At 71.8% G+C, this 25945-nt stretch carries 27 protein-coding genes; 21 read left to right on the forward strand and 6 right to left on the reverse strand.

Translation table 11 applies throughout. The annotated features are described in order from the left end of the window. Positions 1 to 28 precede the first annotated feature (28 nt). The 3 genes from ACOKGD_RS06410 to map form a co-directional block, all read right to left on the reverse strand. Positions 29 to 508, reverse strand: a complete 480-nt coding sequence (locus tag ACOKGD_RS06410; protein ID WP_342335003.1) for a nitrite reductase (NAD(P)H) small subunit — start codon at positions 506 to 508, stop codon at positions 29 to 31. Continuing rightward, complete coding sequence (nirB, locus tag ACOKGD_RS06415) at positions 505 to 3132, reverse strand: nitrite reductase large subunit NirB (protein WP_342335002.1); 2628 nt, start codon at positions 3130 to 3132, stop codon at positions 505 to 507. The genes ACOKGD_RS06410 and nirB overlap by 4 nt, the downstream gene beginning before the upstream one ends. 117 nt (positions 3133 to 3249) lie before the next feature. Next, on the reverse strand, positions 3250 to 4032 hold the full coding sequence (gene map, locus ACOKGD_RS06420; RefSeq protein WP_342335001.1) for a type I methionyl aminopeptidase: 783 nt from the start codon (positions 4030 to 4032) through the stop codon (positions 3250 to 3252). Positions 4033 to 4130: 98 nt separating this feature from the next. On the opposite strand from map, the gene ACOKGD_RS06425 reads away from it, so the two are divergent. From ACOKGD_RS06425 to dprA, 8 genes are all read left to right on the forward strand, one after another. Continuing rightward, positions 4131 to 4553, forward strand: a complete 423-nt coding sequence (locus ACOKGD_RS06425) for an MFS transporter permease (protein WP_342335000.1) — start codon at positions 4131 to 4133, stop codon at positions 4551 to 4553. Positions 4554 to 4769: 216 nt separating this feature from the next. Further along, positions 4770 to 5114 carry a 50S ribosomal protein L19 gene (gene rplS, locus ACOKGD_RS06430; protein ID WP_342334999.1) on the forward strand — a complete coding sequence of 115 codons (345 nt, stop codon included), beginning with the start codon at positions 4770 to 4772 and terminating at the stop codon, positions 5112 to 5114. Positions 5115 to 5295: 181 nt separating this feature from the next. Then, the gene (lepB, locus tag ACOKGD_RS06435) at positions 5296 to 6081 is read left to right on the forward strand and encodes a signal peptidase I (protein ID WP_342334998.1); all 786 of its coding nucleotides are present in this window, start codon (positions 5296 to 5298) and stop codon (positions 6079 to 6081) included. Beyond that, the gene (locus ACOKGD_RS06440; protein ID WP_342334997.1) at positions 6081 to 6740 is read left to right on the forward strand and encodes a ribonuclease HII; all 660 of its coding nucleotides are present in this window, start codon (positions 6081 to 6083) and stop codon (positions 6738 to 6740) included. The genes lepB and ACOKGD_RS06440 overlap by 1 nt, the downstream gene beginning before the upstream one ends. 54 nt (positions 6741 to 6794) lie before the next feature. Continuing rightward, positions 6795 to 7121: a DUF2469 domain-containing protein gene (locus tag ACOKGD_RS06445; protein WP_342334995.1), complete on the forward strand. Its 327-nt coding sequence runs from the start codon at positions 6795 to 6797 to the stop codon at positions 7119 to 7121. A 120-nt stretch (positions 7122 to 7241) separates the two neighbouring features. Further along, complete coding sequence (locus ACOKGD_RS06450) at positions 7242 to 7604, forward strand: YraN family protein (protein ID WP_342334993.1); 363 nt, start codon at positions 7242 to 7244, stop codon at positions 7602 to 7604. Beyond that, positions 7601 to 9124 carry a YifB family Mg chelatase-like AAA ATPase gene (locus ACOKGD_RS06455; RefSeq protein ID WP_342334992.1) on the forward strand — a complete coding sequence of 508 codons (1524 nt, stop codon included), beginning with the start codon at positions 7601 to 7603 and terminating at the stop codon, positions 9122 to 9124. Before ACOKGD_RS06450 ends, ACOKGD_RS06455 begins: the two co-directional genes overlap by 4 nt. Beyond that, entirely contained in the window at positions 9121 to 10338 is a 1218-nt protein-coding gene (gene dprA / locus ACOKGD_RS06460) for a DNA-processing protein DprA (protein WP_342334991.1), read from the forward strand. Before ACOKGD_RS06455 ends, dprA begins: the two co-directional genes overlap by 4 nt. Positions 10339 to 10382: 44 nt before the next feature. Here dprA and ACOKGD_RS06465 read toward each other — a convergent pair whose 3' ends face one another. Beyond that, positions 10383 to 11717 carry an alpha/beta fold hydrolase gene (locus tag ACOKGD_RS06465; RefSeq protein WP_342334990.1) on the reverse strand — a complete coding sequence of 445 codons (1335 nt, stop codon included), beginning with the start codon at positions 11715 to 11717 and terminating at the stop codon, positions 10383 to 10385. Positions 11718 to 11962: 245 nt separating this feature from the next. Here ACOKGD_RS06465 and ACOKGD_RS06470 point away from each other — a divergent pair, with 245 nt between their 5' ends. After that, entirely contained in the window at positions 11963 to 12865 is a 903-nt protein-coding gene (locus tag ACOKGD_RS06470) for a tyrosine recombinase XerC (RefSeq protein WP_342334989.1), read from the forward strand. Between the two features lie 4 nt (positions 12866 to 12869). Here the strand turns inward: ACOKGD_RS06470 and ACOKGD_RS06475 are convergent, their stop codons facing one another. After that, entirely contained in the window at positions 12870 to 13391 is a 522-nt protein-coding gene (locus tag ACOKGD_RS06475) for a murein hydrolase activator EnvC family protein (RefSeq protein ID WP_342334988.1), read from the reverse strand. 341 nt (positions 13392 to 13732) lie between these two features. Between ACOKGD_RS06475 and rpsB the strand changes: the two genes are divergently transcribed. The 9 genes from rpsB to ACOKGD_RS06520 all read left to right on the forward strand — a co-directional run bounded on the left by rpsB (position 13733) and on the right by ACOKGD_RS06520 (position 20532). After that, entirely contained in the window at positions 13733 to 14602 is an 870-nt protein-coding gene (rpsB, locus tag ACOKGD_RS06480; RefSeq protein WP_342334986.1) for a 30S ribosomal protein S2, read from the forward strand. Between the two features lie 47 nt (positions 14603 to 14649). Further along, positions 14650 to 15477, forward strand: coding sequence for a translation elongation factor Ts (gene tsf, locus ACOKGD_RS06485; RefSeq protein WP_342334985.1), 828 nt, complete (start codon positions 14650 to 14652; stop codon positions 15475 to 15477). A gap of 143 nt (positions 15478 to 15620) precedes the next feature. Continuing rightward, positions 15621 to 16337, forward strand: a complete 717-nt coding sequence (gene pyrH / locus ACOKGD_RS06490) for a UMP kinase (protein ID WP_342334984.1) — start codon at positions 15621 to 15623, stop codon at positions 16335 to 16337. Between the two features lie 80 nt (positions 16338 to 16417). Then, the gene (gene frr / locus ACOKGD_RS06495) at positions 16418 to 16972 is read left to right on the forward strand and encodes a ribosome recycling factor (protein WP_342334983.1); all 555 of its coding nucleotides are present in this window, start codon (positions 16418 to 16420) and stop codon (positions 16970 to 16972) included. Positions 16973 to 16976: 4 nt separating this feature from the next. Next, positions 16977 to 18008: a phosphatidate cytidylyltransferase gene (locus ACOKGD_RS06500; RefSeq protein ID WP_342334982.1), complete on the forward strand. Its 1032-nt coding sequence runs from the start codon at positions 16977 to 16979 to the stop codon at positions 18006 to 18008. Further along, the gene (locus ACOKGD_RS06505; RefSeq protein WP_342334980.1) at positions 18005 to 18568 is read left to right on the forward strand and encodes a DivIVA domain-containing protein; all 564 of its coding nucleotides are present in this window, start codon (positions 18005 to 18007) and stop codon (positions 18566 to 18568) included. Before ACOKGD_RS06500 ends, ACOKGD_RS06505 begins: the two co-directional genes overlap by 4 nt. A gap of 83 nt (positions 18569 to 18651) precedes the next feature. After that, on the forward strand, positions 18652 to 19494 hold the full coding sequence (locus ACOKGD_RS06510; RefSeq protein WP_342334979.1) for a transglycosylase SLT domain-containing protein: 843 nt from the start codon (positions 18652 to 18654) through the stop codon (positions 19492 to 19494). 10 nt (positions 19495 to 19504) lie between these two features. Then, positions 19505 to 19789, forward strand: coding sequence for a hypothetical protein (locus tag ACOKGD_RS06515; protein ID WP_342334978.1), 285 nt, complete (start codon positions 19505 to 19507; stop codon positions 19787 to 19789). Between the two features lie 20 nt (positions 19790 to 19809). Then, positions 19810 to 20532, forward strand: a complete 723-nt coding sequence (locus tag ACOKGD_RS06520; protein WP_342334977.1) for an alpha/beta hydrolase — start codon at positions 19810 to 19812, stop codon at positions 20530 to 20532. A gap of 60 nt (positions 20533 to 20592) precedes the next feature. On the opposite strand, the gene ACOKGD_RS06525 is transcribed toward ACOKGD_RS06520, so the two are convergent. Continuing rightward, positions 20593 to 21642: an AI-2E family transporter gene (locus ACOKGD_RS06525; RefSeq protein WP_342334976.1), complete on the reverse strand. Its 1050-nt coding sequence runs from the start codon at positions 21640 to 21642 to the stop codon at positions 20593 to 20595. 165 nt (positions 21643 to 21807) lie between these two features. Between ACOKGD_RS06525 and ACOKGD_RS06530 the strand changes: the two genes are divergently transcribed. From ACOKGD_RS06530 to ACOKGD_RS06540, 3 genes are read left to right on the forward strand one after another with little or no spacing between them, the layout of a single operon-like run. Then, the gene (locus ACOKGD_RS06530) at positions 21808 to 23742 is read left to right on the forward strand and encodes a glycosyl transferase (RefSeq protein WP_342334975.1); all 1935 of its coding nucleotides are present in this window, start codon (positions 21808 to 21810) and stop codon (positions 23740 to 23742) included. Between the two features lie 43 nt (positions 23743 to 23785). Next, on the forward strand, positions 23786 to 24730 hold the full coding sequence (locus ACOKGD_RS06535; protein ID WP_342334974.1) for a tetratricopeptide repeat protein: 945 nt from the start codon (positions 23786 to 23788) through the stop codon (positions 24728 to 24730). A 7-nt stretch (positions 24731 to 24737) separates the two neighbouring features. Further along, complete coding sequence (locus ACOKGD_RS06540) at positions 24738 to 25898, forward strand: cysteine desulfurase family protein (protein ID WP_342334973.1); 1161 nt, start codon at positions 24738 to 24740, stop codon at positions 25896 to 25898. Positions 25899 to 25945: the final 47 nt, after the last annotated feature.

Genomic DNA, 25945 nt, shown 5'->3' on the forward strand with positions numbered 1-25945 from the left:
CCTGCCGTTCTGTCTTGCCGTTGAGTCGTCACTTCGGGAAGCGGATCAGCACCTCGCCGTCGCGCACCGCGACCGGCCAGACCGGGATGTCGAGCGCGTCCTTGCCCTGTGTCTCCACCACCATCCCGGTGCGGAGATCCCACGCCTGCTTGTGCAGGGGTGAGGCGATCGTGGGCACGTCCTCACGCGGCTCCCGGTGCTCGGAGTCTGACAGCCCCGTGTTTCCGGACGTCGCGTCCATATTTCCCGCAGATTTCGCGTTTCCCAGAGATTTGGTGCCGACGATGCCGCGGGACAGCACGTTCGCGCGCCCGTAGGGGTCGTAGTTCGACACGGCCCGCACCGAGCCGTCGGCCAGCAGGAACAGCGCGATCTGGACGTCGCCGAGCAGCGCGGCGCGGCCCCGCTCGACCTCGAGATCCCCCAGGGAGCACACACGCACCCACCCGCTCGCCTGGCCCAGCGTCGTCGCGGGGTCGGTCGTCGCGGTCTCCTCGATGATGGTCATCGGCGCACCTCCAGGGTGGTTCCAGCGATCAGGACGGCCCCGGCGGCGCCCGCCGCGTAGGCCTCGCGCTCCGAGGCTGTGGCGGGGCGCACCTGGCCGCGCTCCTCGACGAAGGCGAGCGAGGGGTCCGGGGTGTCGGGAGCGTTCACGAACGACGCGAAGCGCTTGAGCTTCTCGGGGTCGCGCAGGGTCGCCGCCCACTCGTCCTCGTAGTTCTCCACGAGAAGCGCCATCTGCGCGTCGAGGTCGGCGCCGATCCCGAGGCTGTCCTCGAAGATGACCCGGCGCAGCTCCTCGATGCCGCCCTCGAGCTCCGCCACCCAGGGAGCGGTGCGCTGCAGGCGGTCGGCCGTGCGGATGTAGTAGACGAAGAAGCGGTCGATGGCGGTGATCAGCTCGTCGTCCGAGAGGCCCTCGGCCAGCAGATCGGCGTGGCGGGGCGTGAAGCCGCCATTGCCGCCGACGTACATGTTCCAGCCGTTCTCGGTGGCGATGACGCCGACGTCCTTGCCGCGGGCCTCCGCGCACTCGCGCGCGCAGCCCGAGACGCCGAGCTTGAACTTGTGGGGCGAGCGGATGCCGCGATAGCGCAGCTCGAGGCGGACCGCCATGCCGACCGAGTCCTGCACGCCGTATCGGCACCAGGTCGATCCGACGCAGGACTTCACCGTGCGCAGGGACTTGCCGTAGGCGTGCCCCGACTCGAACCCCTCGTCGACCAGGCGCTGCCAGATGAGCGGCAGCTGCTCGAGGCGGGCGCCGAACATGTCCACGCGCTGGCCGCCGGTGATCTTCGTGTACAGCCCGAAGTCCTTGGCGATCTGCCCGACCGCGATCAGGCCCTCGGGCGTCACCTCGCCGCCGGGCATGCGGGGGACCACCGAGTAGGTGCCGTCCTTCTGCATGTTCGCCATGACGTGGTCGTTGGTGTCCTGGAGAGCGGCGTTCTCGCCCTCCAGGACGTGTCCGCCGGTCAGGCTCGCGAGGATGCTCGCGATCGTCGGCTTGCAGACGTCGCAGCCGCGGCCGCGGCCGAAGCGCTCGATGATGGCGCTGAACTGCGTCAGCTCCGAGACGCGGACCGCGTCGAAGAGCTGGCGACGGGTCATGTCGAAGTGCTCGCACAGCGCGTTCGAGACGGTCTGGCCGAGGGATGCGAGCTCCTTGCCGACGATCTTCTTGACCATCGCGAAGCACGACCCGCAGGTGGCACCGGCCTTGGTGCAGGCCTTGACCGCGGTGGCGTCGGTGCAGCCGTCCTCGTGGACGGCGCCGCGGATCCGGCCCGCCGTCACGTTCGAGCACGAGCAGACGATCGCCGCGTCCGGCAGATCCCCGGTGGGGGCCTCGACGCCGTCGGCCGGCATCAGGTATGCCGCGGGGTCGGCGCCCAGCGCGCTGCCCACCAGCGGCCGCAGCGAGCCGTACGCCGACGCGTCGCCGACGAGGATGCCGCCGAGCAGCGTCTTCGCGTCGTCGGAGAGCACCAGCTTCTTGTAGACGCCCGACACCGGATCGGCGTAGACGACGTCGAGTGCCCCGGGGGTCGTGGCGAACGCGTCGCCGAAGCTCGCGACGTCCACGCCCGACAGCTTGAGCTTGGTGGAGTCGTCGTAGCCGGGGAAGGACGCCCGCCCCCCGAGCAGGCGATCGGCGGCGACCTCGGCCATGGCGTAGCCGGGGGCGACGAGGCCCACGGTGCGCCCCTGGAAGGAGGCAACCTCGCCGATCGCGAGGATCGCGGGATCGCTGGTGGCGCAGCCCTCGTCGATCTCGACGCCGCCGTAGGGCCCGAGCGTCAGGCCCGCCTCGCGGCCGAGCTCGTCGCGGGGCCGCACTCCCACCGTGAAGACGACCACGTCGGTCTTCTCGTAGCCGCCGTCCCGGAACTCCAGGCCGAACACGCTGCCCGACCGGTCCTGGTCGATGCGGGTCGTCCGGCTGTCGGTGCGCACCGAGATGCCGCGGCTCTCGATGAGTCGCCGGAGCGTTGTGCCGCCGGCGAGATCGAGCTGCGCCGACATCAGCCGGTCGGACGACTGCACGACCGTCGCCTGCACGTCGAGGCCCTGCAGCGCTCCCGCGGCTTCGAGGCCGAGCAGGCCGCCGCCGATCACCGTGCCGACGAGGGGGCGGCCGAGCTCGGCAGCCCGGGCCGTCACGAACTCGCGGAGCGCGACGACGTCATCCAGCGTGCGGTACACGAACGTGCCGGGAAGCTCGGCGCCGTCGACCGGGGGCCGAGCGGCATACGAACCGGTCGCGAGCACGAGGGTGTCGTACGGGATCGCGCGCCGGGAGCGGGTCGTGACCGTCTTGGCCGCGCGGTCGATCCAGCGCACCGGATCGTTGGCCAGGAAGGTCACGCGCTCGTCGCCCACGGGCGTCCGCTCCAGGGTGAGCTCGTCGGCCGAGGAGCCCGCGAAGAAGCCGGTGAGCCCCACGCGGTCGTAGGGCATGCGGCCCTCCTCGCCGAGCAGCGTGACGCTCAGGCGGGGCGAGGGCGCCGCGTCGCCCTCTGCGGACTCGTCGGTGCGGCTGAGCAGGCTCTCGACGAAGCGGTGCGCGACCATGCCGGCGCCGACGACGACGATGCGACGGGGGGATTCGAGCGGGGTGGTCATGGCTCGAGGCTAGAAACGACGTGTTTCATCCCCTCGCGGCGTTCGATTACCCCGAACGAACGAAACCCTCACATCCCCGGGACCGGGGGTGTGAGGGCGTCGATGTCCAGCTCCGCGTCACTTGACGCCGAGGAACGACCTGTCGGTCAGGATGATCGGGCCGTCCGCGGTGATCGCGACCGTGTGCTCCGAGTGCGCGCCGCGCGAGCCGTCGGCGCTGCGCAGGGTCCACCCGTCCGGGTCGGTGATGAGCTCGTCGGTGGTCTGGAGGAACCACGGCTCGATGGCGACCACGAGGCCGGGCTTGAGGGGGTACCCGCGGCCGGCGCGGCCGTTGTTGGCGATGTGCGGGTCGCCGTGCATCTCGCGCCCGACGCCGTGGCCGCCGAAGTCGGTGTTGATCTTCAGGCCCTCGGCGAGGGCGACGCCCGCGATCGCGGCCGAGATGTCGCCCGTCTTGCCACCCGCCTGCGCGGCCGCGATGGCCGCGTCCAGAGCGCGCTCGGTGGTGTCGATGAGGGCGAGGTCCTCGTCGCGGGCGGTTCCCACCACGAACGAGACCGCCGAGTCGGCGACCCAGCCGTTCAGCGACACCGCGAAGTCGAGGGTCACGAGGTCGCCGTCGCGCAGGACGTAGTCGTGGGGGAGACCGTGGAGCACCGCATCGTTCACCGAGGTGCAGATGACCTTGCCGAACGGGCTGGCACCGAACGAGGGGTGGTAGTCGATGTAGCAGGACTCGGCGCCCGCCTTGCGGATCATCTCGTGGGCGCGGCGATCGATCGCCAGCAGATTGGTGCCGACCTTCGTGTCGTCGCGCAGGGTCGCGAGGGTCTCGGCGACGAACCGGCCGACGGGCCGCATCTGCTCGATCTCGGCCGGGGTGCGCAGTTCGATCATGGGAGTCCTCTCACTCGTGTTCCATTGTCGCCGATCAGGGGCTGTGTCTTCCCTATGGAGCACCTGGCGGCGCGACGTGCGCGGCTTACGATCGCGGTATGGCGCTACGACGCATCTTCTCCCGCTGGCTGTGGCCGGCCGCTTTCGCGCTGCCGCTGTGGCTGCTGATCGGCTGGGGCATCTCGGACGCGGGCGGGTGGGCGTTCCTGTGGGTGCTGTTCGTCGCGCTGCCGTCGGTGTTCGTGGTGCAGTCGCTGCTCACGCTGCTGAACCGCTCCCGCCCGTCGGTCCGCCGCACGGGCCAGGTGTCGTGGCTCGACGTGGCGGGCTTCACGGTCTGGCACGTCCTCACGATCATGGTCGGGCTGTTCAACCAGTCGTGGTTCGGGCTGACGCTCGCGCTGGCGATCGTCGGCGCCCTCGGCGTCTTCTGGCTGCAGGTGTGGCAGCTCTGGCGCGAGACCACGGCTGCGCTGAAGACCCCGTCGACCGGCGTCATCGTCGTCAACGAGCACCGCTGATCCGCTGATCCGCTCTGCCGCGGTCGCGCCTGGTTTGGCCGCCGCCTGACGCTGTGGCATGATGGATCCTTGTGCCGTGGCCGGTTCAGCTGTCGCTGATCTCGCTTCGCCGCTCTGCCGCAGGGGAGCCGAGGGTCTCACGACCTCACGACACGAGAACCCTACTTTTCATGCGAAAGCGGTCGGCCTGTGGCGGCCGCAGGAAGTGACATAGAGATGCACCTTCTCGACAACGTCGACGCGGCCTCGCTGCGCACCGACATCCCGGCCTTCGGCCCCGGTGACACCGTCAAGGTCCACGTGAACATCATCGAGGGTTCGCGTTCGCGCATCCAGGTGTTCCAGGGTGTCGTCATCGGCCGCCAGGGCGACGGCGTCCGCGAGACCTTCACGGTCCGCAAGATCAGCTTCCAGGTCGGCGTCGAGCGCATCTTCCCGGTGCACTCGCCGGTCATCGACCACATCGAGGTCGTCACCCGCGGTGACGTCCGTCGCGCCAAGCTCTACTACCTGCGCAACCTGCGCGGCAAGAAGGCGAAGATCAAGGAGAAGCGCGGCTGAGCCAGCGCCTCTTCGAGCGAACCCCGCGATCCTTTCGGATCGCGGGGTTCTCTCATTCCCGGCAGCTTCGGAACGCCTGCAGATCGCTTCGTCACCGGCACGCCGCTGGGGACGCCCGGGCGCGGATATGTCACCCTGGGATGAGCGCTCCGGGACCGGCGCGCACGCGTCGAAGGAACCCATGAGCACCGATCCCCCCGAGTCCGCGGCCCCTCTCTACCGTCGGAGTCGACGTGAGGCAGAGCGGGCCGATGCGGACACGCGCCGCGCGCGGGGCTGGCTCTCCTTCCTCCGCGATGTGCTCGTCATCGTGGTCATCGCCGTGCTCGTCTCGTTCCTCGTGAAGTCGTTCGTCGTCCGGTCCTTCTTCATCCCCTCCGCGTCCATGGAGGACACGCTGATCGTCGACGACCGGATCCTGGTCGACGAGCTCACTCCGAAGTGGACCGGCTACGAGAACGGCGACGTGGTGGTGTTCCGCGATCCGGGTGGCTGGCTGCCGCCCTCGCCGGAGCCGCAGCTCTCCCCGTTCGCCGCGGGTGTCGACTGGCTGATGGGCCTGGTGGGGCTGTCGATGACGGACCAGGACGATCATCTCGTCAAGCGCATCATCGGGCTGCCGGGCGATCACATCGTCTGCTGCAACGCGCTGGGGCAGATCTCGATCAACGGCGTGCCCGTCGACGAACTCGGCTTCATCAAGCTCCCGGCCGGATCCACCGAGGCCTCGAAGCTGGCGTTCGATGTGACGGTGCCCGAGGGGCGCCTGTGGGTGATGGGCGACAACCGCAACAACTCGCAGGACTCGCGTTACAACACCGAACAGCCGGGCGAGGGGTTCGTTCCGCTCGAGAACGTGGTGGGGAAGGTGTTCCTGCGCACGTGGCCGTTCGACCGCTTCGGCGTGATCGACGGACAGCGCGACGCCTTCGCGGGGGTGCCCGAGCCGGACGAGGCGGTGGGCTGATGGCCGTCGCCGTCCCGACGCTCTCGCTCGAGCGTCGCCTGCTGCGCGAGACGCCGCTGGTGTTCGCCTGCGACGAGGTCGGCCGCGGTGCTCTCGCCGGGCCCGTCGCCGTCGGCGCGTCGGTCGTCGACGCGGCGTCCGCACGCCGTCGTGTGCCGGTGGGGCTTCGCGATTCCAAGCTCGTGCCCGAGGCCCGGCGGGCCGACGTCGCCACCCGCGCGGCGGGCTGGGTGCTCGCGAGCGCGGTCGGCTGGGCGTCCTCCGCCGAGATCGACGAGATCGGCATCATCCGCGCCCTCGGCCTCGCGGCCGTCCGGGCCCTGGCGGGGCTCGAGGAGCAGGGCTTCGCGCCCGCCGAGGGCATCGTGCTGCTCGACGGGAACCACGACTACATCAACCCCGTCGCGGCCTCGCGCCTGACCGTGCGCCCGGTGATCAAGGCCGACCGCGACTGCGCGTCGGCCTCCGCCGCCTCGGTCATCGCCAAGGTCGCCCGCGACGCGCACATGGTCACGCTGCACGACGACCACCCCGCGTACGACTGGCACAGCAACAAGGGGTACGCGAGCGCGGCTCACCGCGCCGCGATCCGCGACATCGGGCTCAGCTCGCACCACCGGCAGTCGTGGGCGATCGCCGACGCGCCCACGCTGTTCTGACGCCGACGACGCGGGGACGGCGAGCCCTCCGCGCGGTCATAGGATGGAGGCACCATGGATGACGAGGTGTTCGACGACTACGACCGTGAGCTCGAGCTGGCGCTCTACCGCGAATACCGCGACGTGGTGGGCCAGTTCCAGTACGTGATCGAGACGGAGCGGCGTTTCTACCTCGCCAACGACGTCAGCGTGGTCCGTCACGACACCGAGCACGACTTCTACTTCGAGCTCACCATGACCGACGTGTGGGTCTGGGACATCTACCGCGCCGACCGCTTCGTGAAGTCGGTCCGGGTCCTGACGTTCAAGGACGTCAACGTCGAGGAGCTCTCCCGTCGCGACTTCCAGCTGCCCGAGGACCTGTCGCTCGACGGAAAGTGAGCGATCCCCTCGACGCATGCGCGGGGGCGGCTCTCGTCCACAGGCGCTGATCCGGCGCGGTTGTCCCCATCTGACGGCTGAGCGCGGTTCCCGCCGGCTCCGGGCTCCCAAGCTCGGAGCATGGCACGCAAAGACGACCTGGGACGAGCGGGTGAAGAGCGCGCGACCGCGTACCTGAGGCAGCGCGGCTACGAGATCCTCGAGCGCAACTGGCGGTGCCCCGCCGGTGAGATCGACATCGTCGCCGCGCGCGACGGCAGGATCGCCGCGGTCGAGGTGAAGACGCGCACCAGCCTGGCGTACGGGCACCCGCTCTCGGCGATCGACGACCGCAAGCTGTCGCGGATGTGGAACGTCGCCCTGGCGTGGGCGGCGGCCCACCCGGAGTCGGTGCGACGGCGACGGGTCGGGGTCGACGCGATCGCCATCATCGGCCGGGACCCGCGCACCGGAGCGCTCGAGCACCTCGAGGGCCTTCGGTGAGAGTCGCGCGCACCTGGGCGGTGGCACTCACGGGGCTGCGCGGCGAGCTGGTCGAGGTCGAGGCCGACGTCACGGCGCAGAAGCCCGAGTTCAAGATCATCGGCCTGGGCGATAAGGCCCTCGCCGAGGCGCAACGACGTGTGCTGAACGCGTGCGAGAACAGCGAGATGCGGCTGCCCGACCGGCGCGTCACGGTGAATCTCTCGCCCGCAGGCCTGCCCAAGCAGGGCACGGCGTTCGACCTGGCGATCGCCGTCGCGTCGCTGGCGATCGACGGGTTCGTCAGCGCCGACTCCCTCGCCCGCACCGTGCACATCGGCGAGCTCGGCCTCGACGGCAGGCTCCGGCCGGTGCCCGGTGTGCTGCCGGCCGTCCACGCGGCGGCGAGCCGCGGCTTCGAGCGCTTCGTCGTGCCCCACGCCAACCTCGCCGAGGCCCGGCTGGTGCCGGGCGTCGACGTGCTCGGGGCGGTCTGCCTCGCCGAGGTCGCCCGCTGGCACGGCGCCGACATCGAGGTGCCGGATCAGGATCCCGTGCCGGGCGAGGCGCTGATCGCCCCCACCCCGGAGCGGCTCGATCTGAGCGAGATCGTCGGGCAGCACGGCGCCGTCGAGGCGCTCATCGTCGCCGCGGCGGGTGGGCATCACCTGCTGATGTCAGGTCCTCCGGGCGCGGGCAAGACGATGCTCGCGCGCCGCCTGCCCGGGATCCTGCCGCCGCTCGATGACGACGCGGCGCTCGAGGTGGCCTCGCTGCGATCCCTGGCGGGAGCGCCGGTCGTCGCCCTCGACCGCACGCCGCCGTTCGAGGCGCCGCATCACTCCACCTCCGTCGCCGCCCTCGTCGGAGGCGGATCGCGGGCGGCGCGGCCCGGCGCCATCGCCCGCGCCTCCCGCGGAGTCCTCTTCATCGACGAGGCCGCTGAGGCGCCCGGCGGGGTGCTCGATTCGCTGCGCCAGCCGCTCGAGCAGGGCCGCATCGAGATCCACCGCGCGGGGTTCCGGGCCGAGTTCCCGGCGCGGTTCCAGCTCGTCCTCGCGACGAATCCCTGCCCGTGCGGCGAATACGGCGTGCGCGGAGGCACGTGCATCTGCGCCCCGAGCGTGGTGCGCCGCTACCTGGCCCGCCTCTCGGGGCCCCTCCTGGACCGGATGGACATCGATCTCCGCCTCCACCGGGTCGCCTCCTCGCACGGTGACGACGCGCCCGCGGTCAGCACCGCGCAGGCGCGTGAGCGGGTGGCGGCGGCCCGCGAGCGTGCGGCCGTGCGGCTGCGCGACACCCCATGGCGGGTGAACGCCGACGTCCCCGGGGCCTGGCTGCGGCAGGGGCCGCGGCCGATCGCGGCGGAGACGAAGCGCGTGCTCGAGAACGCGCTGCAGCGCGGCGCGATCACGCTGCGCGGCTACGACCGGATCCTCCGCATCGCGTGGACGCTGGCCGACCTGTCGGGCCGCGATGTCCCGTCCTCGGCCGACATCGGCCAGGCGCTGTTCCTGAAGAAGGGAGTGACCGCATGACCGTCCCGAGTCGGAGCGTGCTGGATGACCCGACCCTGCGCGCGGCCGCCGAGCGCCTGGTGTCGCCGATCGCGGATCCCGAGGTGCGCGCGGCGCGTCTCGTGTGGGGCGTCCTGTCCGAGCCGGGGGAGGGCAGCGCCGGGGCCCTGGTCGCCGAGTGCGGCGCGGCCGGGGCGCTGCGCCTGGTCGAGGATCACCTCGGCGGGCACCCGACGCCCGAGACCGGGGCGCTCTCCGCGCGGGAACTCGCCGACATGGTGCGGCGGTGGCGGCCGCGCCTCGAGGCGCCGATGATCGCCGAGGTCGCCCGTGCCGCGGCGCGCGCCGGGCTGTCCCTGCAGGCGCCGGAGGCCGCCGGGTGGCCGGACCGCCTCGCCGACCTCGGTCCGCACGCACCCCTGTGCCTCTGGGTGCGCGGCGACCCCGAGGCGCTGGCCGGGCTCGGGCGCTCCGCGGCCCTCGTGGGCGCGCGAGCCGCGACGCCCTACGGCGAGCACGTCGCGGGCACGCTGGCCTCCGAGCTGGTCGAGGCGGGCGTCGCGGTCGTCTCGGGCGGCGCCTACGGCGTCGACGGCGCCGCGCACCGCGCCACCCTCGGCGCCGGAGGGCTCACGGTGGCCTTCGTCGCGGGCGGCGCGGATCGGGTGTACCCCGCCGCTCACGCGAACCTCTTCCAGCGGATCGCCGAGCGCGGAGCCGTCGTGAGCGAGGTCGCGCCGGGCGGCACGCCGACCCGGTGGCGGTTCCTCCAGCGCAATCGGCTCATCGCGGCGGTGAGCGGTGCGACCGTGGTGGTCGAGGCGGGATGGCGCAGCGGCTCGTTGAACACGGCGGGGCATGCCGCCGCCCTCGGGCGCCCGCTCGGCGCGGTTCCCGGCCCCGTCACCAGCTCGACGTCCGAGGGCTCTCACCGTCTGCTGCGCGAGTTCGACGCGACCTGCATCACCCGTGGGGCCGACGTGCTCGAACTCCTCGGCGAGTGGGACGCCGCCGGTGCGGCTGCCGGGGGTCCACCCGCCGGCGAGGATCGGCCGCATCCCGACGCCATGCGCGTGCTCGATGCGCTGGGCGTCCGGGCCTGGCGCACGCTCGACGACATCGCCCGCCGGTCCGGGCTCTCGCTCGGCGAGGTGCAGGCGCAGCTGGGGCTGCTGGCCCTGGACGGACGGGTCGACTCCTCGAGCGACGGCTGGCGCCTCGCGCGGGGCGGGTGACGGACGTCGGCCCGCCCCGCGGGGCTGGGCGGGTTCCTGCCGCCTCAGCCCCGGTTGAAGCGGTCCGGGTTGAAGCGGATGAAGCGCGCCTCGCCGAGATCCAGCGCTGCCGCGGCCCGGTTCAGCTGATCGACCGACGCGCCCCCGCCCCAGTGGCCCGTCTCCAGGCGCTCGAGCAGGAGCTCGGCGGCGGCGACGGTCTCCGCCGCGGTGAAGTTGCAGTGTCCGGCGGAGGCGACGTAGGTCTGGCGCAGCAGCGAGGCATTGCCGGCCTTCTTCACTCGCTGCTCGTAGGCGCTCTGCTGGGCGACCGTGGAGATCTGGTCGCCGACATTGTTGAGCGTGACCGTCGGCACGGAGATCTCGCCCGTGAACTCGTACGTCGCCGCGAAGCGCTCGACGGCCTCGGGATCGGCGCGGAAGCGCTCAGCGGCGTTGACCGTCGCCAGGTCGGCATCGAGACTGAGCCCGGCGCGCTCGTACAGGTCGGCGACGACGCGGCGGGCCTCGGGAGAGGCCTTGCGCAGCTGCGTGGCGTAGTCGATCCCGGTGTTCCATGAGGGGAGGCCGCCGAACAGCAGCGTGCTGGTGCGTCGGCTGCTCATCGCCTGCCCGATGTAGGGCAGCGGATCGCCGGCGAGCGCACCGAACCAGGCCTGCTGGTAGGTGTCGGTCTCGCGCGGAGAGGGATCGGCGATCGTCTGCGACCAAGCGGGCAGCTGGCCGATCGCGGCGGCGAGGGCGATGCGGGCGCGACCCTCGGGGGTCGCCTGGGCGGCGGTGAGGTGGCGGATCCACGCCTGCTGCGCCCCGGGAACGTCCGCGGGAATGTCCACAACGGGCAATGAGCCCTCGGGATCCAGCAGCTCGGACAGCACGAACACCGTGTCGAGCTTCTGATTCCACTGCGAGACGGTGCCGGATAGCCCGCCGCACGCGGCGAGCACGCCGTCGATGCGATCGGGGTGCAGCTCGCCCGTCGCCGCGGCGACGAAACCGCCCATCGAGCTGCCCATCGTGATCGCCTGCTCCGGCTCGCCCATCGCGGCGGTGAACGCGTCGAGGGCCTCGAGCTGGTTCGCGATCGCTCCGCCGATGTTCCATCCCGTGACGTTCCGGGTGGTGCCGCCATATGCCGCGCCGCGGCTGATGAGGGCCTGCTCGGCATCGCCGACCGGCCGCGCCGCGAAGTCCATGTCGACGAACACCGTGCCGTTCCAGTCGTCGGGGATGACGAAGCGGTACGGCGTGCTGTCCGTCAGCGTGCCCTCGAGGACGCGCTCGCCCTCGTCTGCCGCGGCGGGCGATGCAGAGAAGGCCAGCCCGATGGCGAGCGCGGATGCGATCGCGGCGTTCCTGATCCGATGAGTGGTCGGCATTGTCTCTCCCTGTGTCAACGACGTCGTTGTGGGACCCGGCCATCCTTGACCGGCCGATCCGACCTTGGCACCGTGTGCGAGGAATATCAACCGCCCTGATAAAAGTCGAGGTTCTGTGGCGCATCCTTCCGCGTCATCGGGCGCTGCACCGCACGGGTGCGGAGAGTCGTCTCCGGACGGGCCCGGCGGCGACACGGGCGGCGGGTCGAGGCGCTTCCGGACGGCCGACGCGGGAAGCTGAGGGGATGGAGCTGTCGCGCGCGGTCGAGGCGTTCGCCGTCCACCTCGAGAAGGTGCGGCGACTGTCGCCCGCGACCGTGCGCGCCTACCGGACCGACCTCAGGGGGCTCGTCGAGGCGGCCGGTGACATCGAGCTGCGCGAGGTCGACATCGAGCACCTGCGCGAGTGGCTCTGGAAGTCCACCCAGCGCGGTGACGAGCGGGCGACCATCGCCCGCCGGACCTCCTCGGCCCGCACGTTCTTCCGCTGGGCCCACGAGGAGGACCTGATCGCGGCCGATCCGAGCCTGCGCCTGGTGTCCCCGAAGCGGGGCCGCACGCTGCCGCACGTGGCCACGGCCGACACTCTCCGCGACGTGCTCGACCGGCTCGAGCAGGCGGCGCGCGACGGCGAGCCGGTGGCCCTGCGCGACCATGCCATCCTCGAGCTCCTCTACGGGTCGGGCATCCGCGTCTCCGAGCTGTGCGGCCTCGACGCCGACGATGTCGACCTCGATCGCGGCACCGTGCGCGTGATGGGCAAGGGCTCGAAGGAGCGTGTGGTCCCCTTCGGCGCTCCCGCAGCGCGGGCGATCGGCGCGTACCTCACCCGCGCCCGCCCGGCGCTCGCGGTGCGGGCGGCCGAGCCGGGGCCCGGCCTGTTCCTCGGCGCCCGCGGCGCGCGGATCGGGCCGCGGGCGGTCTACGACCTCGTCACCCGCGAGGTCGGCCCCTCGCTCGGATCCAGCGCCGTCGGGCCGCACACGCTCCGGCATTCGGCCGCCACGCACCTGCTCGACGGCGGCGCCGACCTGCGCGCGGTGCAGGAGCTGCTGGGGCACGCCAGCCTCGGCACGACGCAGATCTACACACACGTCTCGTCCGAGCGCCTCGCCGCGGCGTACCGGCTGGCGCACCCCCGGGCGTAGGCGCTCAGCAGCAGGGCAGCAGCACCGCCCGCGGCACCCCGCCCAGAAGCAGCATCGGGTTGACGTAGTCGCCGTCCAGACGCACCCCGAGGTGCAGCGAGCCGGCGGCCGCGTGGCCGCCGACGGCGACGCGCCCCACCACCTGACCGCGCGCGACCGCATCGCCGGGGGAGAGATCGGACTCGACCGGCTCGAGCGTGCTCACGAGCCCGCCGCCGTGATCGATGGTCAGCAGCGGCCGATCCACGACGTCGCCCCGGAAGGCGACGACGCCGGATGCGGGCGCGAGCGCCTCCGATCCGACCTCCGCCGCGACATCCAGCCCGCGGTGGCCCGGTCCGTAGGCGTGCGGCGGCGCGATCCACGGTGCGACCACGCGGATGCCGTGAGGGACCGGCCACACCCAGGGCTCGGCCGTGTCGATGCGCTGCTCCGGATCGGGCGCGGCGGCCGTCGACGCCCCGCCCGCGAGCAGCGCGCCGGCGAGCAGCAGGACACCGAGGGAGCGGACGAGAACGCGGCGCATCGCCCCAGCATCGTGGTGAGCGTGTGCACTGGGCGCGGCGAGCGGCGGACGGGGAGACGAGTCGGCCCGGATGCGCGTTGGGGGCGAGAGAGGGCGGCGCCCGCGACCCTCGCGACGGCGCTTCGGACGCGCCCCGCCCTGATACACTGAGAGACGCATCCCGTGTATCGGGATGACTCCGCGTGCCCACAGCGACCTCCGGTCGCGGCATCCACTTCCATCGGTCCCTCCCAGAGGGCGGACGTGCGCCGGGCACCAGGCTTGCGGATCATCGATCCGCGAAGAAACAACCGCAATGGCAGGAGACGGCTGAGCCGCCCTGTCCGAAAAAAGGAGAGACCATGGCTGTGGTCACCATCCGCCAGCTGCTCGACAGCGGCGTCCACTTCGGTCACCAGACGCGACGCTGGAACCCGAAGGTGAAGCGCTTCATCCTCACGGAGCGCTCCGGCATCCACATCATCGACCTGCAGCAGTCGCTGGGCTACATCGACAAGGCCTACGACTTCGTCAAGGAGACCGTCGCCCGCGGCGGCACCGTGCTGTTCGTCGGCACGAAGAAGCAGGCCCAGGAGGTGCTCGCCGAGCAGGCGACCCGCGTCGGCCAGCCCTACGTCAACGAGCGCTGGCTCGGTGGTCTGCTGACCAACTTCCAGACCGTGTCGAAGCGTCTCGCGCGCATGAAGGAGCTCGAGGAGCTCGACTTCAACGACCCGGCCGGCACCGGCTTCACCAAGAAGGAGCTGCTGCTCAAGAAGCGCGAGCTGGACAAGCTCCACAAGTCGCTCGGCGGCATCCGCAACCTCACGCGCACCCCGTCGGCCCTGTGGGTCGTCGACGCCAAGCGCGAGCACCTCGCCATCGACGAGGCCAAGAAGCTCGGCATCCCCGTCATCGGCATCCTGGACACCAACGTCGACCCCGACGACCTCCAGTACCCGATCCCGGGCAACGACGACGCCATCCGCTCGGTCGGCCTGCTGACGCGCATCATCGCCGACGCCGCCGCCGAGGGCCTGCAGCAGAAGCACAACCCCGAGGGCGACGCCGAGCCGCTGGCCGAGTGGGAGCAGGAGCTCCTCGAGGTCCCGGCCGCCGAGGCCCCCGCCGAGGCCGAGGTCGCCGCTGAGGCGCCCGTCGAGGCCGACGCCGCCGCTGAGGTCGAGGCTCCCGCCGAGGCCGCAGAGGCCACCGAGTCCACCGAGAAGTAAGTCGCCTGGATCCGATCGGATCCACCGAACCTGAGGAGCCAGTACCAATGGCCAACTTCACCATCGCCGACATCAAGGCGCTGCGCGAGCAGCTCGGCACGGGCATGGTCGACACCAAGAAGGCGCTCGAGGAGGCTGACGGCGACGTCGAGAAGGCCACCGAGATCCTCCGTCTCGCGGGTGCGAAGGGCAACGCGAAGCGTGCCGACCGCTCCACGAGCGAGGGCCTCGTGACCTCGCGCGAGGTCGACGGCAAGGTCACGCTGGTCGAGCTCGCGTGCGAGACCGACTTCGTCGCCAAGAACGAGCGCTTCCTCGCGCTGGCCGACAAGGTGGCCGACGCGGTCGCCGCCGTCGCCGCCGACTCGGCCGAGGCCGGCCTGGCCGCCCCCGCGGGCGACCAGACCGTCGCCGAGCTGATCGACGACGAGGCCGCCATCATCGGCGAGAAGGTCGAGCTGCGTCGTGTGCGCACGCTGGAGGGCGACGCCTTCCAGGTGTACCTGCACAAGACCAGCAAGGACCTGCCCCCGCAGGTCGGCGTGGTCGTCGCCTACACGGGTGGCGACGCCGAGACCGCTCGCTCGATCGCGCAGCACATCTCGTTCGCGAACCCGTCGTACCTGACGCGCGACGAGGTCCCCGCGGCCGAGGTCGAGAAGGAGCGCGAGCTCGTCACCGAGCTCACGCGCCAGGAGGGCAAGCCCGAGGCCGCCCTTCCGAAGATCGTCGAGGGTCGCCTGAACGCCTACTTCAAGCAGGTCGCCCTGCTCGACCAGGCGTACGCCAAGGACGACAAGCAGTCGGTCGCGCAGGTGGCCTCGGCCGCCGGCATCACCGTGACGGGCTTCGCCCGCTTCAAGGTCGGCGCCTAAGCGTCTCCCAAAGGGGCCCGGATCCGCGGATCCGGGCCCCTTTGCCGCGCGCGGGCCCGTCTCCCTCGGGAAATCTCCCGGCCACCGCACCGCGGCGAATCCATCGGCACCGGTAGCGTTAGTACGCGACGAGAGGAACACACGTGATCACTGAGAAGACCGGACGCCGGCGCGTCCTGCTGAAGCTCTCCGGCGAGGCGTTCGGAGGCGGACAGCTGGGTGTGAACCCCGACATCGTCAGCCAGATCGCGCGGGAGATCGCCGAGGCGACCGACACGGTCGAGGTCGCGGTCGTCGTCGGCGGCGGCAACTTCTTCCGCGGCGCCGAGCTCAGCCAGCGCGGCATGCATCGCGGCCGCGCCGACTACATGGGCATGCTGGGCACCGTCATGAACGCCCTCGCCCTGCAGGACTTCCTCGAGCAGGCCGGCGCCGCCACGCGCGTGCAGTCGGCCATCGAGATGACCCAGGTCGCCGAGCCGTACATCCCGCGTCGCGCGACGCGCCACCTCGAGAAGGGCCGCGTCGTCATCTTCGGCGCCGGCGCCGGCCTGCCGTACTTCTCGACCGACACTGTCGCGGCGCAGCGCGCGCTGGAGATCGGGGCCGACGAGGTCCTCGTCGCCAAGAACGGCGTCGACGGCGTCTACACCGCCGACCCGCGCACCGACCCGACGGCGACCAAGCTCGACACCGTCAGCTACAGCGACGCCCTCGTCCAGGGCCTGAAGGTCGTCGACTCGACCGCCTTCAGCCTCTGCATGGACAACCGCATCAACATGCGCGTGTTCGGCATGGAGCCGGGCAACGTCACCCGGGCGCTTCTCGGCGCCGAGATCGGCACGCTCGTCAGCGCGTGACGAGACGGGAGCCCCGGCTTCCGAGGAGCGCGCGAGGCGCGCACTAAACTTCGAGTAACACCCCGATGAATGGAGTCACAGTGATCGCGGACGTCCTGGCCGAGGCCACCTCCCGTATGGACCGCGCCGTCGAGGCGGCGAAGGAGGACTTCGCGTCGGTCCGCACGGGTCGCGCGAACCCCCAGATGTTCCAGAAGGTCCTCGTCGACTACTACGGAACGCCCACGCCGCTGCAGCAGCTCGCCGCCCTCGCCAACCCCGAGGCGCGCACGCTCATCGTCACGCCGTACGACAAGTCGGCGCTGAAGGCGATCGAGGAGGCGATCCGCGCGATCCCGAACCTCGGCGCTAACCCGACCAACGACGGATCCCTGGTGCGCATCACCATGCCGGAGCTCACCACGGAGCGCCGCAAGGAGTACGTGAAGATCGTGAAGTCGAAGGCCGAGGACGCGAAGGTCCGCGTGCGCGGCATCCGCCGGCAGATCAAGGACGACCTCGACGCCCTGAAGGACGAGATCGGCGAGGACGACGTCGCTCGCGGCGAGAAGGAGCTGGACGCGATCACGAAGGCGCACGTCGACCAGATCGACGACGCCCTCAAGCACAAGGAAGCCGAGCTTCTCGAGGTCTGATCCCATGACAGACGCCCCTGACGCAGATCCGCCGGCGCCCGACACGGCGCAGCCCGTGGTGGGCGCCGCCGGCGTGCCGCCGCAAGCCGAGCACCATGCCGCCTTCGAGGCGCGCATCCGTGCGGCGCGCAGCGAGTTCGAGGCGCACGCGGCCCACGCCCTCGACCAGTTCGAGGAAGCGAACCAGCGGATCAAGCAGCGGACGGGGCGCGATCTGTTCGCGGCGATCGGGATCGGGCTGGTCATCGGCGCGGTCGTGGTGTCGTCGCTGATCTTCGTGAAGTGGGTGTTCGCGCTCTTCGCGTTCGCCGCCGCGGTGCTCGCCGTGTTCGAACTGTCGCGGGCCCTGCAGGCCGGAGGTCGCCGGATCGATCTCGTGCCGCAGCTCGCCGCGGTGGTGCTGCTGCTCGGCTCGGCCTACTGGGGCGACCTGTGGCTGCACTGGTCGATGATCTTCGCCTCCCTGGCGCTTGTTGTGGTGTGGCGCCTGCTGGCCCAGATGGTGGCGCAGGACGGCCGCCTCTACGCCGACGTGGTCGCCGACGTCGTCGTGAGCGCATTCGTGATGCTCTACGTGCCCTTCCTCACGAGCCTCGCGCTGGTGCTGCTGCGCGAGCCGGGCGGCGAGTGGTGGGTGCTCGCGTTCATCGCCGTCGTGGTGACCGCCGACACGGGCGCGTATGCCGCGGGTCTGAGCTTCGGACGCCACCCGATGGCGCCGCGCATCAGCCCCAAGAAGACCTGGGAGGGCTTCGCCGGCGCGGTCCTCGCCTCGCTCATCGCGGGCGCGCTGCTGGCGCAGTTCATGCTCGGCCTCCCGTGGTGGAGCGGCCTCATCTTCGGCGCCGTCATCGTCGGCAGCGCCACGGTGGGCGACCTCAGCGAGTCGATGGTCAAGCGCGACCTCGGGGTCAAGGACATGAGCTCGTGGCTTCCGGGCCACGGAGGCGTCCTCGACCGGCTCGACAGCATCCTGCCCTCGGCGACGGCGGCGCTCGCCCTCCACCACTTCCTCTCTCCGCTGGGGGCTGCATGACCATCTCCGACTCGACTCGCCCTCAGGCCTTCCCGCTCGCCCGCGGGCGGGAGAAGGGCTACGACCGCGCGGCCGTCGACGCCTTCCTCAGCCAGGCGCGCGGCACCTTCGAGGCCGGCGGTGCCGCACTCGACGCGCGCTCCGTCCGCGAGGTGGCATTCCCGCTCAAGCGCGGCGGCTACCAGGTCGCGGCCGTGGACGCGGCCCTCGGGCGCATCGAGGACGCGTTCGCCGCGCGTGAGCGCGAGCGCGCGATCGCCGACGCCGGGCCCGACGCCTGGGTCGAGCACGCCCGCGAGGAGGCGCAGGTGATCCTGGATCGGATGAGCCGCGCGCGTCGCGAGCGCTTCGATCGCGTCGGGATCCTGTCGTACGGCTACTCGACCGACGAGGTGGACCTCGTCACGGATCGCCTCACGCGCTTCTTCGAGGCGGGCGAGCCGATCACGGTCGACCAGGTGCGCGGCGCCGCGTTCCGCTCGGTGCGCGGCGGATATCGCGAGGAGCAGGTCGACGCGCTGCTCGACGCCGTGATCGGCGTGATGCTCGCGGTCCGCTGAGCGGGAGCCCTCGGCCTCAGATAACGGAAAGATCACGCTCTGGCGTGACATCCCCAGGAGGCCCGGGTTACACTCGGGGCACTGTGACTTCGCCCAACGAGACCCGAACCCGAACGGCAGCCCAGATCACGCGACGCGATGTGCGTGCGATCGACACCCGCGCTGCCGCCGCACCTGCGTCGACCCGTCTGAACCGTCGACGCGGTGTGCTGAACGTCTTCGCGGGCGTGGCGGCCTTCGGCTTCCTCGCCGCGTACCTCGTGCCCACGGCCTCCGCCATGGCGGAAGGCACCCCGGGATCGCGGTTCGACACGGTCCAGGAGAACGCGCAGGTCTACGTGGCCGCTGCGAACCTCACCCCGGCAGGCAGCCTGGTCTACGGCGCCGGCTACGGCGTCAAGCTCGAGCCGCAGTCCGACGGCAGCCCGCACCCCAAGGCCTCGGCCGAGGAGTGGGCGGCGTACGCCGCGACGAAGGACGTCGAGGTGCCCGCCGGCGCCACGCGCGAGGAGATCCAGGCCGCGATCGACGAGGCCGCCAAGAAGGCCGAGGAAGAGGCCAAGAAGGCGGAGGAGGCGCAGGCGGCCAAGGCCCAGCCCGCCGCCTCCAGCGGCGCGATCGCGCTCGGCTCGCCTCTCTACACCGGCGGTGGCGCGCCGTCCGACTGGATGGCAGCGGCCGGCATCGCTCAGAGCGACTGGGGCTACGTCGACTACATCGTCTCGCGTGAGAGCGGCTGGAACCCGAACGCCACCAACGCGTCCTCGGGCGCGTGCGGTCTCGTCCAGGCGCTGCCGTGCAGCAAGGTGCCCGGCGGTGGCTACAACCCCGTGGCGAACCTGCAGTGGGCGACGGGCTACGCGACCGGCCGCTACGGCAGCTGGGCCGGGGCCTACGCCTTCTGGACCGCCAACCACTGGTGGTAAGCGCCGCGCTATGCCACGTTCGCACCGTCGCCGCCCGGAGGGGCCCGGCGACGACTCGCTTGATCGACTGATCGCCGGCTGGCGTCGCACGGAGACGCGCCGCGGTCGCGAGTTCTCCGTGCAGCCCGTCTCGGGCGCCCGCGCCGAGAAGACGTACACGTGTCCCGGCTGCGGCGGCACCATCGACATCGGCGTTCCACATCTCGTGGTGTGGCGCGAGGACGGGGTGCTGGGCGCGGCGGCCGACCTGGCCGCACGACGCCATTGGCACACCCACTGCTGGAGAACGGCCTGAGGGCCGCGAGAGGACATCCGATGGAGATCCGCGGCGCCGCGCTGCTTCCCGCTCAGCGCGAGGACATCGAGCTGCACACCGCAGACGGTCTGACCCTCGTGGGGGAGCTCTCGCTTCCGCTCGACCGGGAGCCCGTCGCGACCCTGGTGACGCTGCATCCGCTGCCCACCCACGGCGGCTTCATGGACTCGCACATCATCCGCAAGGCGGCCGCCCGCCTGCCGGCACTCGCCGACCTCGCGGTGCTGCGCTTCAACACCCGCGGCACGTCGTCCCCGCGCGGCACAAGCGAGGGCGCGTTCGGCGAGGGGGTGACCGAGGAGGCCGATGTCGCCGCGGCCATGGCGTTCGTCGCCGAGCGCGGCCTGCCGAACCCGTGGCTGCTCGGATGGTCGTTCGGCACCGAGCTGGCCCTGAAGTACGGTCGCGGGCACCGCACCAGCGGGACGATCCTGCTCTCGCCGCCCCTGCACCGCACGAGCGACGACGAGCTGCGCGCCTGGGCGGGCGACCCCCGCCCGATGATCGCGCTCATCCCCGAGTTCGACGACTACCTGCGGCCCGCCGAGGCGGCGGAGCGCTTCTCGCTCATCCCGCAGATGCGTCTCGTCGACGTCGCCGAGGGCAAGCACCTCTGGGTCGGCGAGAAGCAGACCGCGCGTGTCCTGAGCGAGATCGTGGGGGCGATCAACCCGGCCGCGCTGCCGCTGCCGACCGAGTGGCCGGAGCCCGCGCAGGCGTAGGTCTCCTCGCGCGCTCTCGCGCCGGCGACAGCGCGCCCGCAGAGGGCGCGGACGGGGGCGTCAGCGCTCGTTCATCCGCGGGATGACGACCTGACGGTAGATGATCAGGATGCTCGCGGCGACCGGGATCGCGATGAGCGCGCCGAGCAGGCCCAGCAGCGCGCCACCGGCCAGTGCCGCCACCACGACCACACCGCCCGGGATCGACACCGCGCGACTCATGATGCGCGGCGAGAGCACGTACGCCTCGATCTGCATGTAGATGAGGTAGTAGATCGCCGCCGCCAGCGCCGTGCCGGGGGAGCCCAGGCCGGGGATGAGGCAGGTGAGCGCGATCACGGTCGAGCCCGAGATCGTTCCGACGAGCGGGATCATCGACCCCACGAACGCGACGACCGCGAGGACCGCCGGGAACGGCGCGTCGATGATCGTGAGGAAGATGATGCTCAGCACACCGTTGAGCAGTGCGAGGCTGACCTGCCCCATCACGTAGTACCCGACCGAGTCGGTGATCTGGTCGCCGAGCAAGACGAACGTGGCGCGCTTCGAGGCGGGGACCAGCTGATAGATCGCGCGCTTGAGCGACGGCGTCGATGCCGTGAAGTAGATCGTCAGGATCAGCACGATGAATGCGCCGAAGAACCCGTTGACCACGCCGAACGTGACGCCCACAACGCTTTCGCTGATCGTGTCGATGTTGCTGACGAGCCACTCGTTCACGCTCTCGAACATCACGTCGATGTCGAGCGCCGGGAAGAGCCCGCCCACCAGCGCCTTCAGATCCTCCTGCCAGGTGCCCTTCTCGATGATCTGGCCGACCTCTTTGACGAGGCCGCTGATCTGATCGACGAGCACGGGCAGGATGATCAGCACGATGCCGGTGAACAGCCCCAGCACGGCCACCAGGGTGATGAGCACCGCGGCCCAGCGCGGCAGGCGGCGCCGCTCGAGCCAGGCGACCGCCGGATCGAGGCCCAGCGCGATGAACAGCGCGGTGCCCACGTACAGCAGGATCGTCGACAGCGTCTGGACGCTCTGGAGGAGAAGGATTCCCAGCCCGACGCCGAGGGTCGCGACCAGCGCGAGACGGAACGGGTTGTGGATCTTCACACGGCCTCCTAGAGCAGCGGGTCTCACGTCAGGATAGGGGGAGCATCCGCCGTCGATGTGCTCCGGCGCCCTTGTGGGTGGCACACAGGCCCCGTTGGATAGGCTGGGACGTCTGAACCAGGACCCGTCCGTACCGATGAGCGGGTCGTGTGAGGAGTCGAATTCGTGCGTTTCGTCTGGGCAGTCATCGCCTTCGTGCTCGCGGCCGCGCTGATCGGCGCGGGCATCGCGCAGCGCACCGTGTTCCTGGGGCCGGATGAGGCGACCATGTCGGTCGACGTCTCCGAGCCGCAGCCATACACGCTGATCGACGCGGAGGTGTTCCGCGCGAACGCGGGTCTGCAGACCCTGAACGTGTCCGGGACGGAGACGATCTACCTCGCCTACGGCCGCACGGCGGACATGCAGGCATGGCTGGCCGATGCGCCCTACACGCACGTGACGCTGGACAAGTCCGGCGACGCCGTCGCCGAGTCCGTCGCCGCGGCGGAGCCCACGTATGAGGGCGCGTTCCCGGGGCGCAGCCCCGCGGGCGCCGACCTCTGGCTCGACGAGTTCACCTCGACCACCGGAGAGCTCAGCAAGAAGCTGCAGCTGCCCGAGGGCGTGAGCGTGCTGCTCGCCTCCGATGGCGTGGCCCCCGCGCCGGCCGACATCTCGATCGTCTGGCCGATCTCGAACGCCACCCCGTGGGCGGGGCCCCTCATCGTGCTCGGCGGCATGCTGCTGCTGCTCGGCGTGATCCTGTATTTCCTCGGCGTGCGTCACGTGCGCCGCTCGCGCGGACCGCGCCGCAAGGGCCGCGCCCTGCCGCCCGCGGGCCCGCGCGCCCTCGGCGCCGGCCGTCGCCGCGCCGCGGTGACGGCGCCGGAGCCCCAGAAGGAGCTCACCGCCGGCGACGACGCCCAGGCGTCCGACGCCGACGCGACGGCGGATGCCGATGCGCCCGTCGAAGCGGATGCGTCGACCACTGAGCCGGGGGAGACCCCGCCCGGGGCGGGCCCGGAGGACTCCGGCACCGCCCGCGGCGGCCGGCGCGCCCTGTTCGCCCTGCCCGCGATGGGCCTCAGCCTGGCGCTGCTCACGGGCTGCTCGCCGGATGCCTGGCCGCAGTTCGAGGCCAGCCCGACGCCGTCGCCCACGCCCACCGTCGTCGCGGCCGAGAACCAGAAGGCGCCGGCGCTGACCGACGCCCAGGCGGCGCGCATCGCCGAGTCGATCGCGACCACGATCGCGGAGGCCGATGCGTCGCTCGACGCCGATCTGGCCGCCACGCGCCTGAGTGGCATCGCGCTCGAGATGCGCAAGGTGAACTACACCGTGCGCGGATCGGCCGCCGATTTCCCGGCCCCCGTCGCCATCCCGGGCGCGAGCGTCGAGATCCTCCTCCCGCAGGCGTTCGAGGAGTGGCCGCGCTCGGCGATGATGATCGTCGAGGGCGCGGAGGCCGCCGAGGGCGAGACGCAGGCGCCGCCCAGCATCATGAACATCACGCAGGCCGACCCCTGGTCCAACTACAAGGTCACGACGGTGGCCACGCTCGAGGCCTCCGTCGAGGTCCCCAAGCTCGCCCCGTCCTGGCTCGGGTCGTCGCTGGTGCCGCCGGACTCGTCCTTCCTGCAGATCGCTCCCGACGAGCTCGCCGCCGCCTACGCCGACGTGATCGCCCTCGGCGACAAGAGCCAGTACGCCGCGCTGTTCGACATGGACAACGACGCGTTCCGCACCGCCCTCGAGACCGCTCGCGCCGAGACCCTCGCCGGATTCAACGAGGCGGCCGCCGAGACGGGCACCATGACCTTCGAGCAGGCGGCCGGTGCCGAGCCCCCGATCTCGCTCGCCACGCTCGACAGCGGCGCACTGGTGGCCGTCACGGTGGACACGCGGATCGTGACGAAGCCCAAGGAGGCGGACGTCGTCATCAAGTTCGGCGAGAACAAGGGCGTGGTGGCTCTGGTGGGCGAGGAGGAGAGCACCACCGGCGTCGTCGAGACGGCGACCAACCAGCTCTTCTTCGCCGTCCCGGCGCAGGGCTCCACCGAGCCGATCCGCGTCCTCGGATACTCGTCGGGCCTGCGCAGCGCGGCCCTCGCCGAGTGATCCTCTTTCCGTCGACCCCCACCTCTCTCACGAAAGGCGTCCGATGAGCGACCCCTCCGGCCTGACCGCCGCCGCCCTGCGCGGTGCCGTTGATCTGTCCTCCCTCCGCAACCGGCCCACGCCGGGGGCGGCGCCCGCGGGCGGTGCCGATGCTCCGGCCGACTCCGGAGCGCCTTCCGTGGTGGCCGACGTCACCGACGCCTCGTTCGGCAACGTGCTCGAGCTGTCGCGCAGCGTCCCGGTCGTCGTCGAGCTGTGGTCTCCGCGCGCCGGAGGCCCGGACGCCGGGCTCGAGAGCGCGGTGCGTGCGCAGGCCGGTCGCCTGGTGCTCGTGCGCGTCGACGCCGACGCCAACCCGCAGCTGGTGCAGGCGTTCCGTCCGCAGTCGATCCCGATGACGATCGCCCTGGTCGCGGGGCAGCCCGTGCCGATGTTCGCCGGAGTGCTGCCGGCGGACCAGCTCGGTCAGGTGCTGGCCCAGCTGCTGCAGCTCGCCGGGCAGAACGGTGTCACCGGCACGGTTCCCGCGCCCGATGCCGAGGGCGATGCCCCGGCCGAGCCCGAGGAGAAGCCCCTGCCGCCGCTGCACGCCGAGGCGTTCGCGGCCATCGAGGTCGGCGACTACACCCGCGCGATCGCCGCCTACGAGCAGGCCCTCAAGCAGAACCCCCGCGACGAGGAGGCCCAGGCGGGTCTCGGTCAGGTCAAGCTGCTCGACCGGGTGCAGGGCGTCGACCTGCAGGCCGCGCGCGCGGCCGCCGCGGCGGGGCCGCGCGATGTCGCCGCTCAGCTGACCGTGGCCGATCTGGACATCGCCGGCGGTCACGTCGACGACGCCTTCGACCGCCTGCTCGAGCTGTTCGCCGCGCTGGGGACGGACGAGCGCGGGCCGGTGCGGGAGCGCCTTCTCGAGCTCTTCGGGCTCATCGGGTCGGCGGATCCGCGAGTCGTGCGCGCGCGGGGACGCCTGACGTCGCTGCTCTTCTGAGTCGAGCGTGACCGTCTACCTCGATCACGCGGCGACGGCACCGCTGCGCCCGGAGGCACGCGACGCGTGGCTGGAGGCCGCCGCTCACCTGGGCAACGCGTCGTCGATCCACGGCGCAGGTCAGGACGTGCGACGGGTCCTCGAGGACGCGCGCGAGCGCCTGGCGGCTGTGCTCGACTGCCAGCCGATCGAGGTGGTCTTCACCTCCGGCGGCACCGAGTCGATCAACCTCGCCCTGAAGGGGCTGTGGTGGGCGCGGCGCGATGGCGCGGACACGGTTGTGCTTCCCGACGGCGAGCACCACGCCACCCTCGACACCGTGGCCTGGCTGCAGGCGCACGAGGGCGCACGGATCGCGCCCGTCGCGCTGGACGGGGCGGCGCGGATCCTGCCCCAGCGGTTCGCGGCCGCGCTCGACGGCGCCGCGGTGGCGACCGCTCTCGTCGCCAACAACGAGGCGGGCACCGTGAACGACGCGGCGGCACTGGCCGCGGCGGCCTCCGCGCACGGGGTGCCGCTGCACCTCGACGCGGTGGCCGCCCTCGGGCACGTGCCGGTGAGCTTCCGCGGCTGGCGGGGCGACGCGTCTGGATCCACGGGGCTCGTCGCGCTGAGCGTGTCCGGGCACAAGCTGGGGGCGCCGGTCGGCACGGGGGCGCTGGTCGTCTCCCGGGAGGCCGGGCTCACCGCGCTGCAGCACGGCGGGGGTCAGCAGCGGGCGCTGCGCGCCGGCACCCAGGACGTCGCCGGCGCCGCCGCCCTGTCCGTGGCGGCCGAGCTGGCAGAGGCGGAGCGGGAGGCCGAGGCCACGCGCCTCGCGGCGCTGCGCGACGCCCTGATCGCGCGACTTCGCGCGGAGATCCCCGAGCTGATCCTGCTCGGGGACCCTCGGGATCGCCTTCCCGGCAACGTCCACGTGCATCTCCCCGGGGCACCGGGGGAGTCGCTGCTGTACCTCCTGGACCGCGACGGCATCGCGGTATCCACCGGCTCGGCGTGCCAGGCCGGTGTGCCCGAGCCCTCGCATGTCGTCATGGCGATGGGGTACGACGAGCGGGCGGCGCGACAGGTGCTGCGCATCACGCTCGGCCGCACGACCACCCCGGCCGATGTCGACGCGCTGGCCGCGTCTCTTCCCGCCGCCTACCGGACAGCCGCGCGCCGCTGACCCGGTGCGGGCGGGGCGGGACCCGCCGCGCGCGGGGCGTGGGGCGT

The organism is Microbacterium phosphatis (genome assembly GCF_049177115.1).
GTDB lineage: Bacteria > Actinomycetota > Actinomycetes > Actinomycetales > Microbacteriaceae > Microbacterium > Microbacterium phosphatis.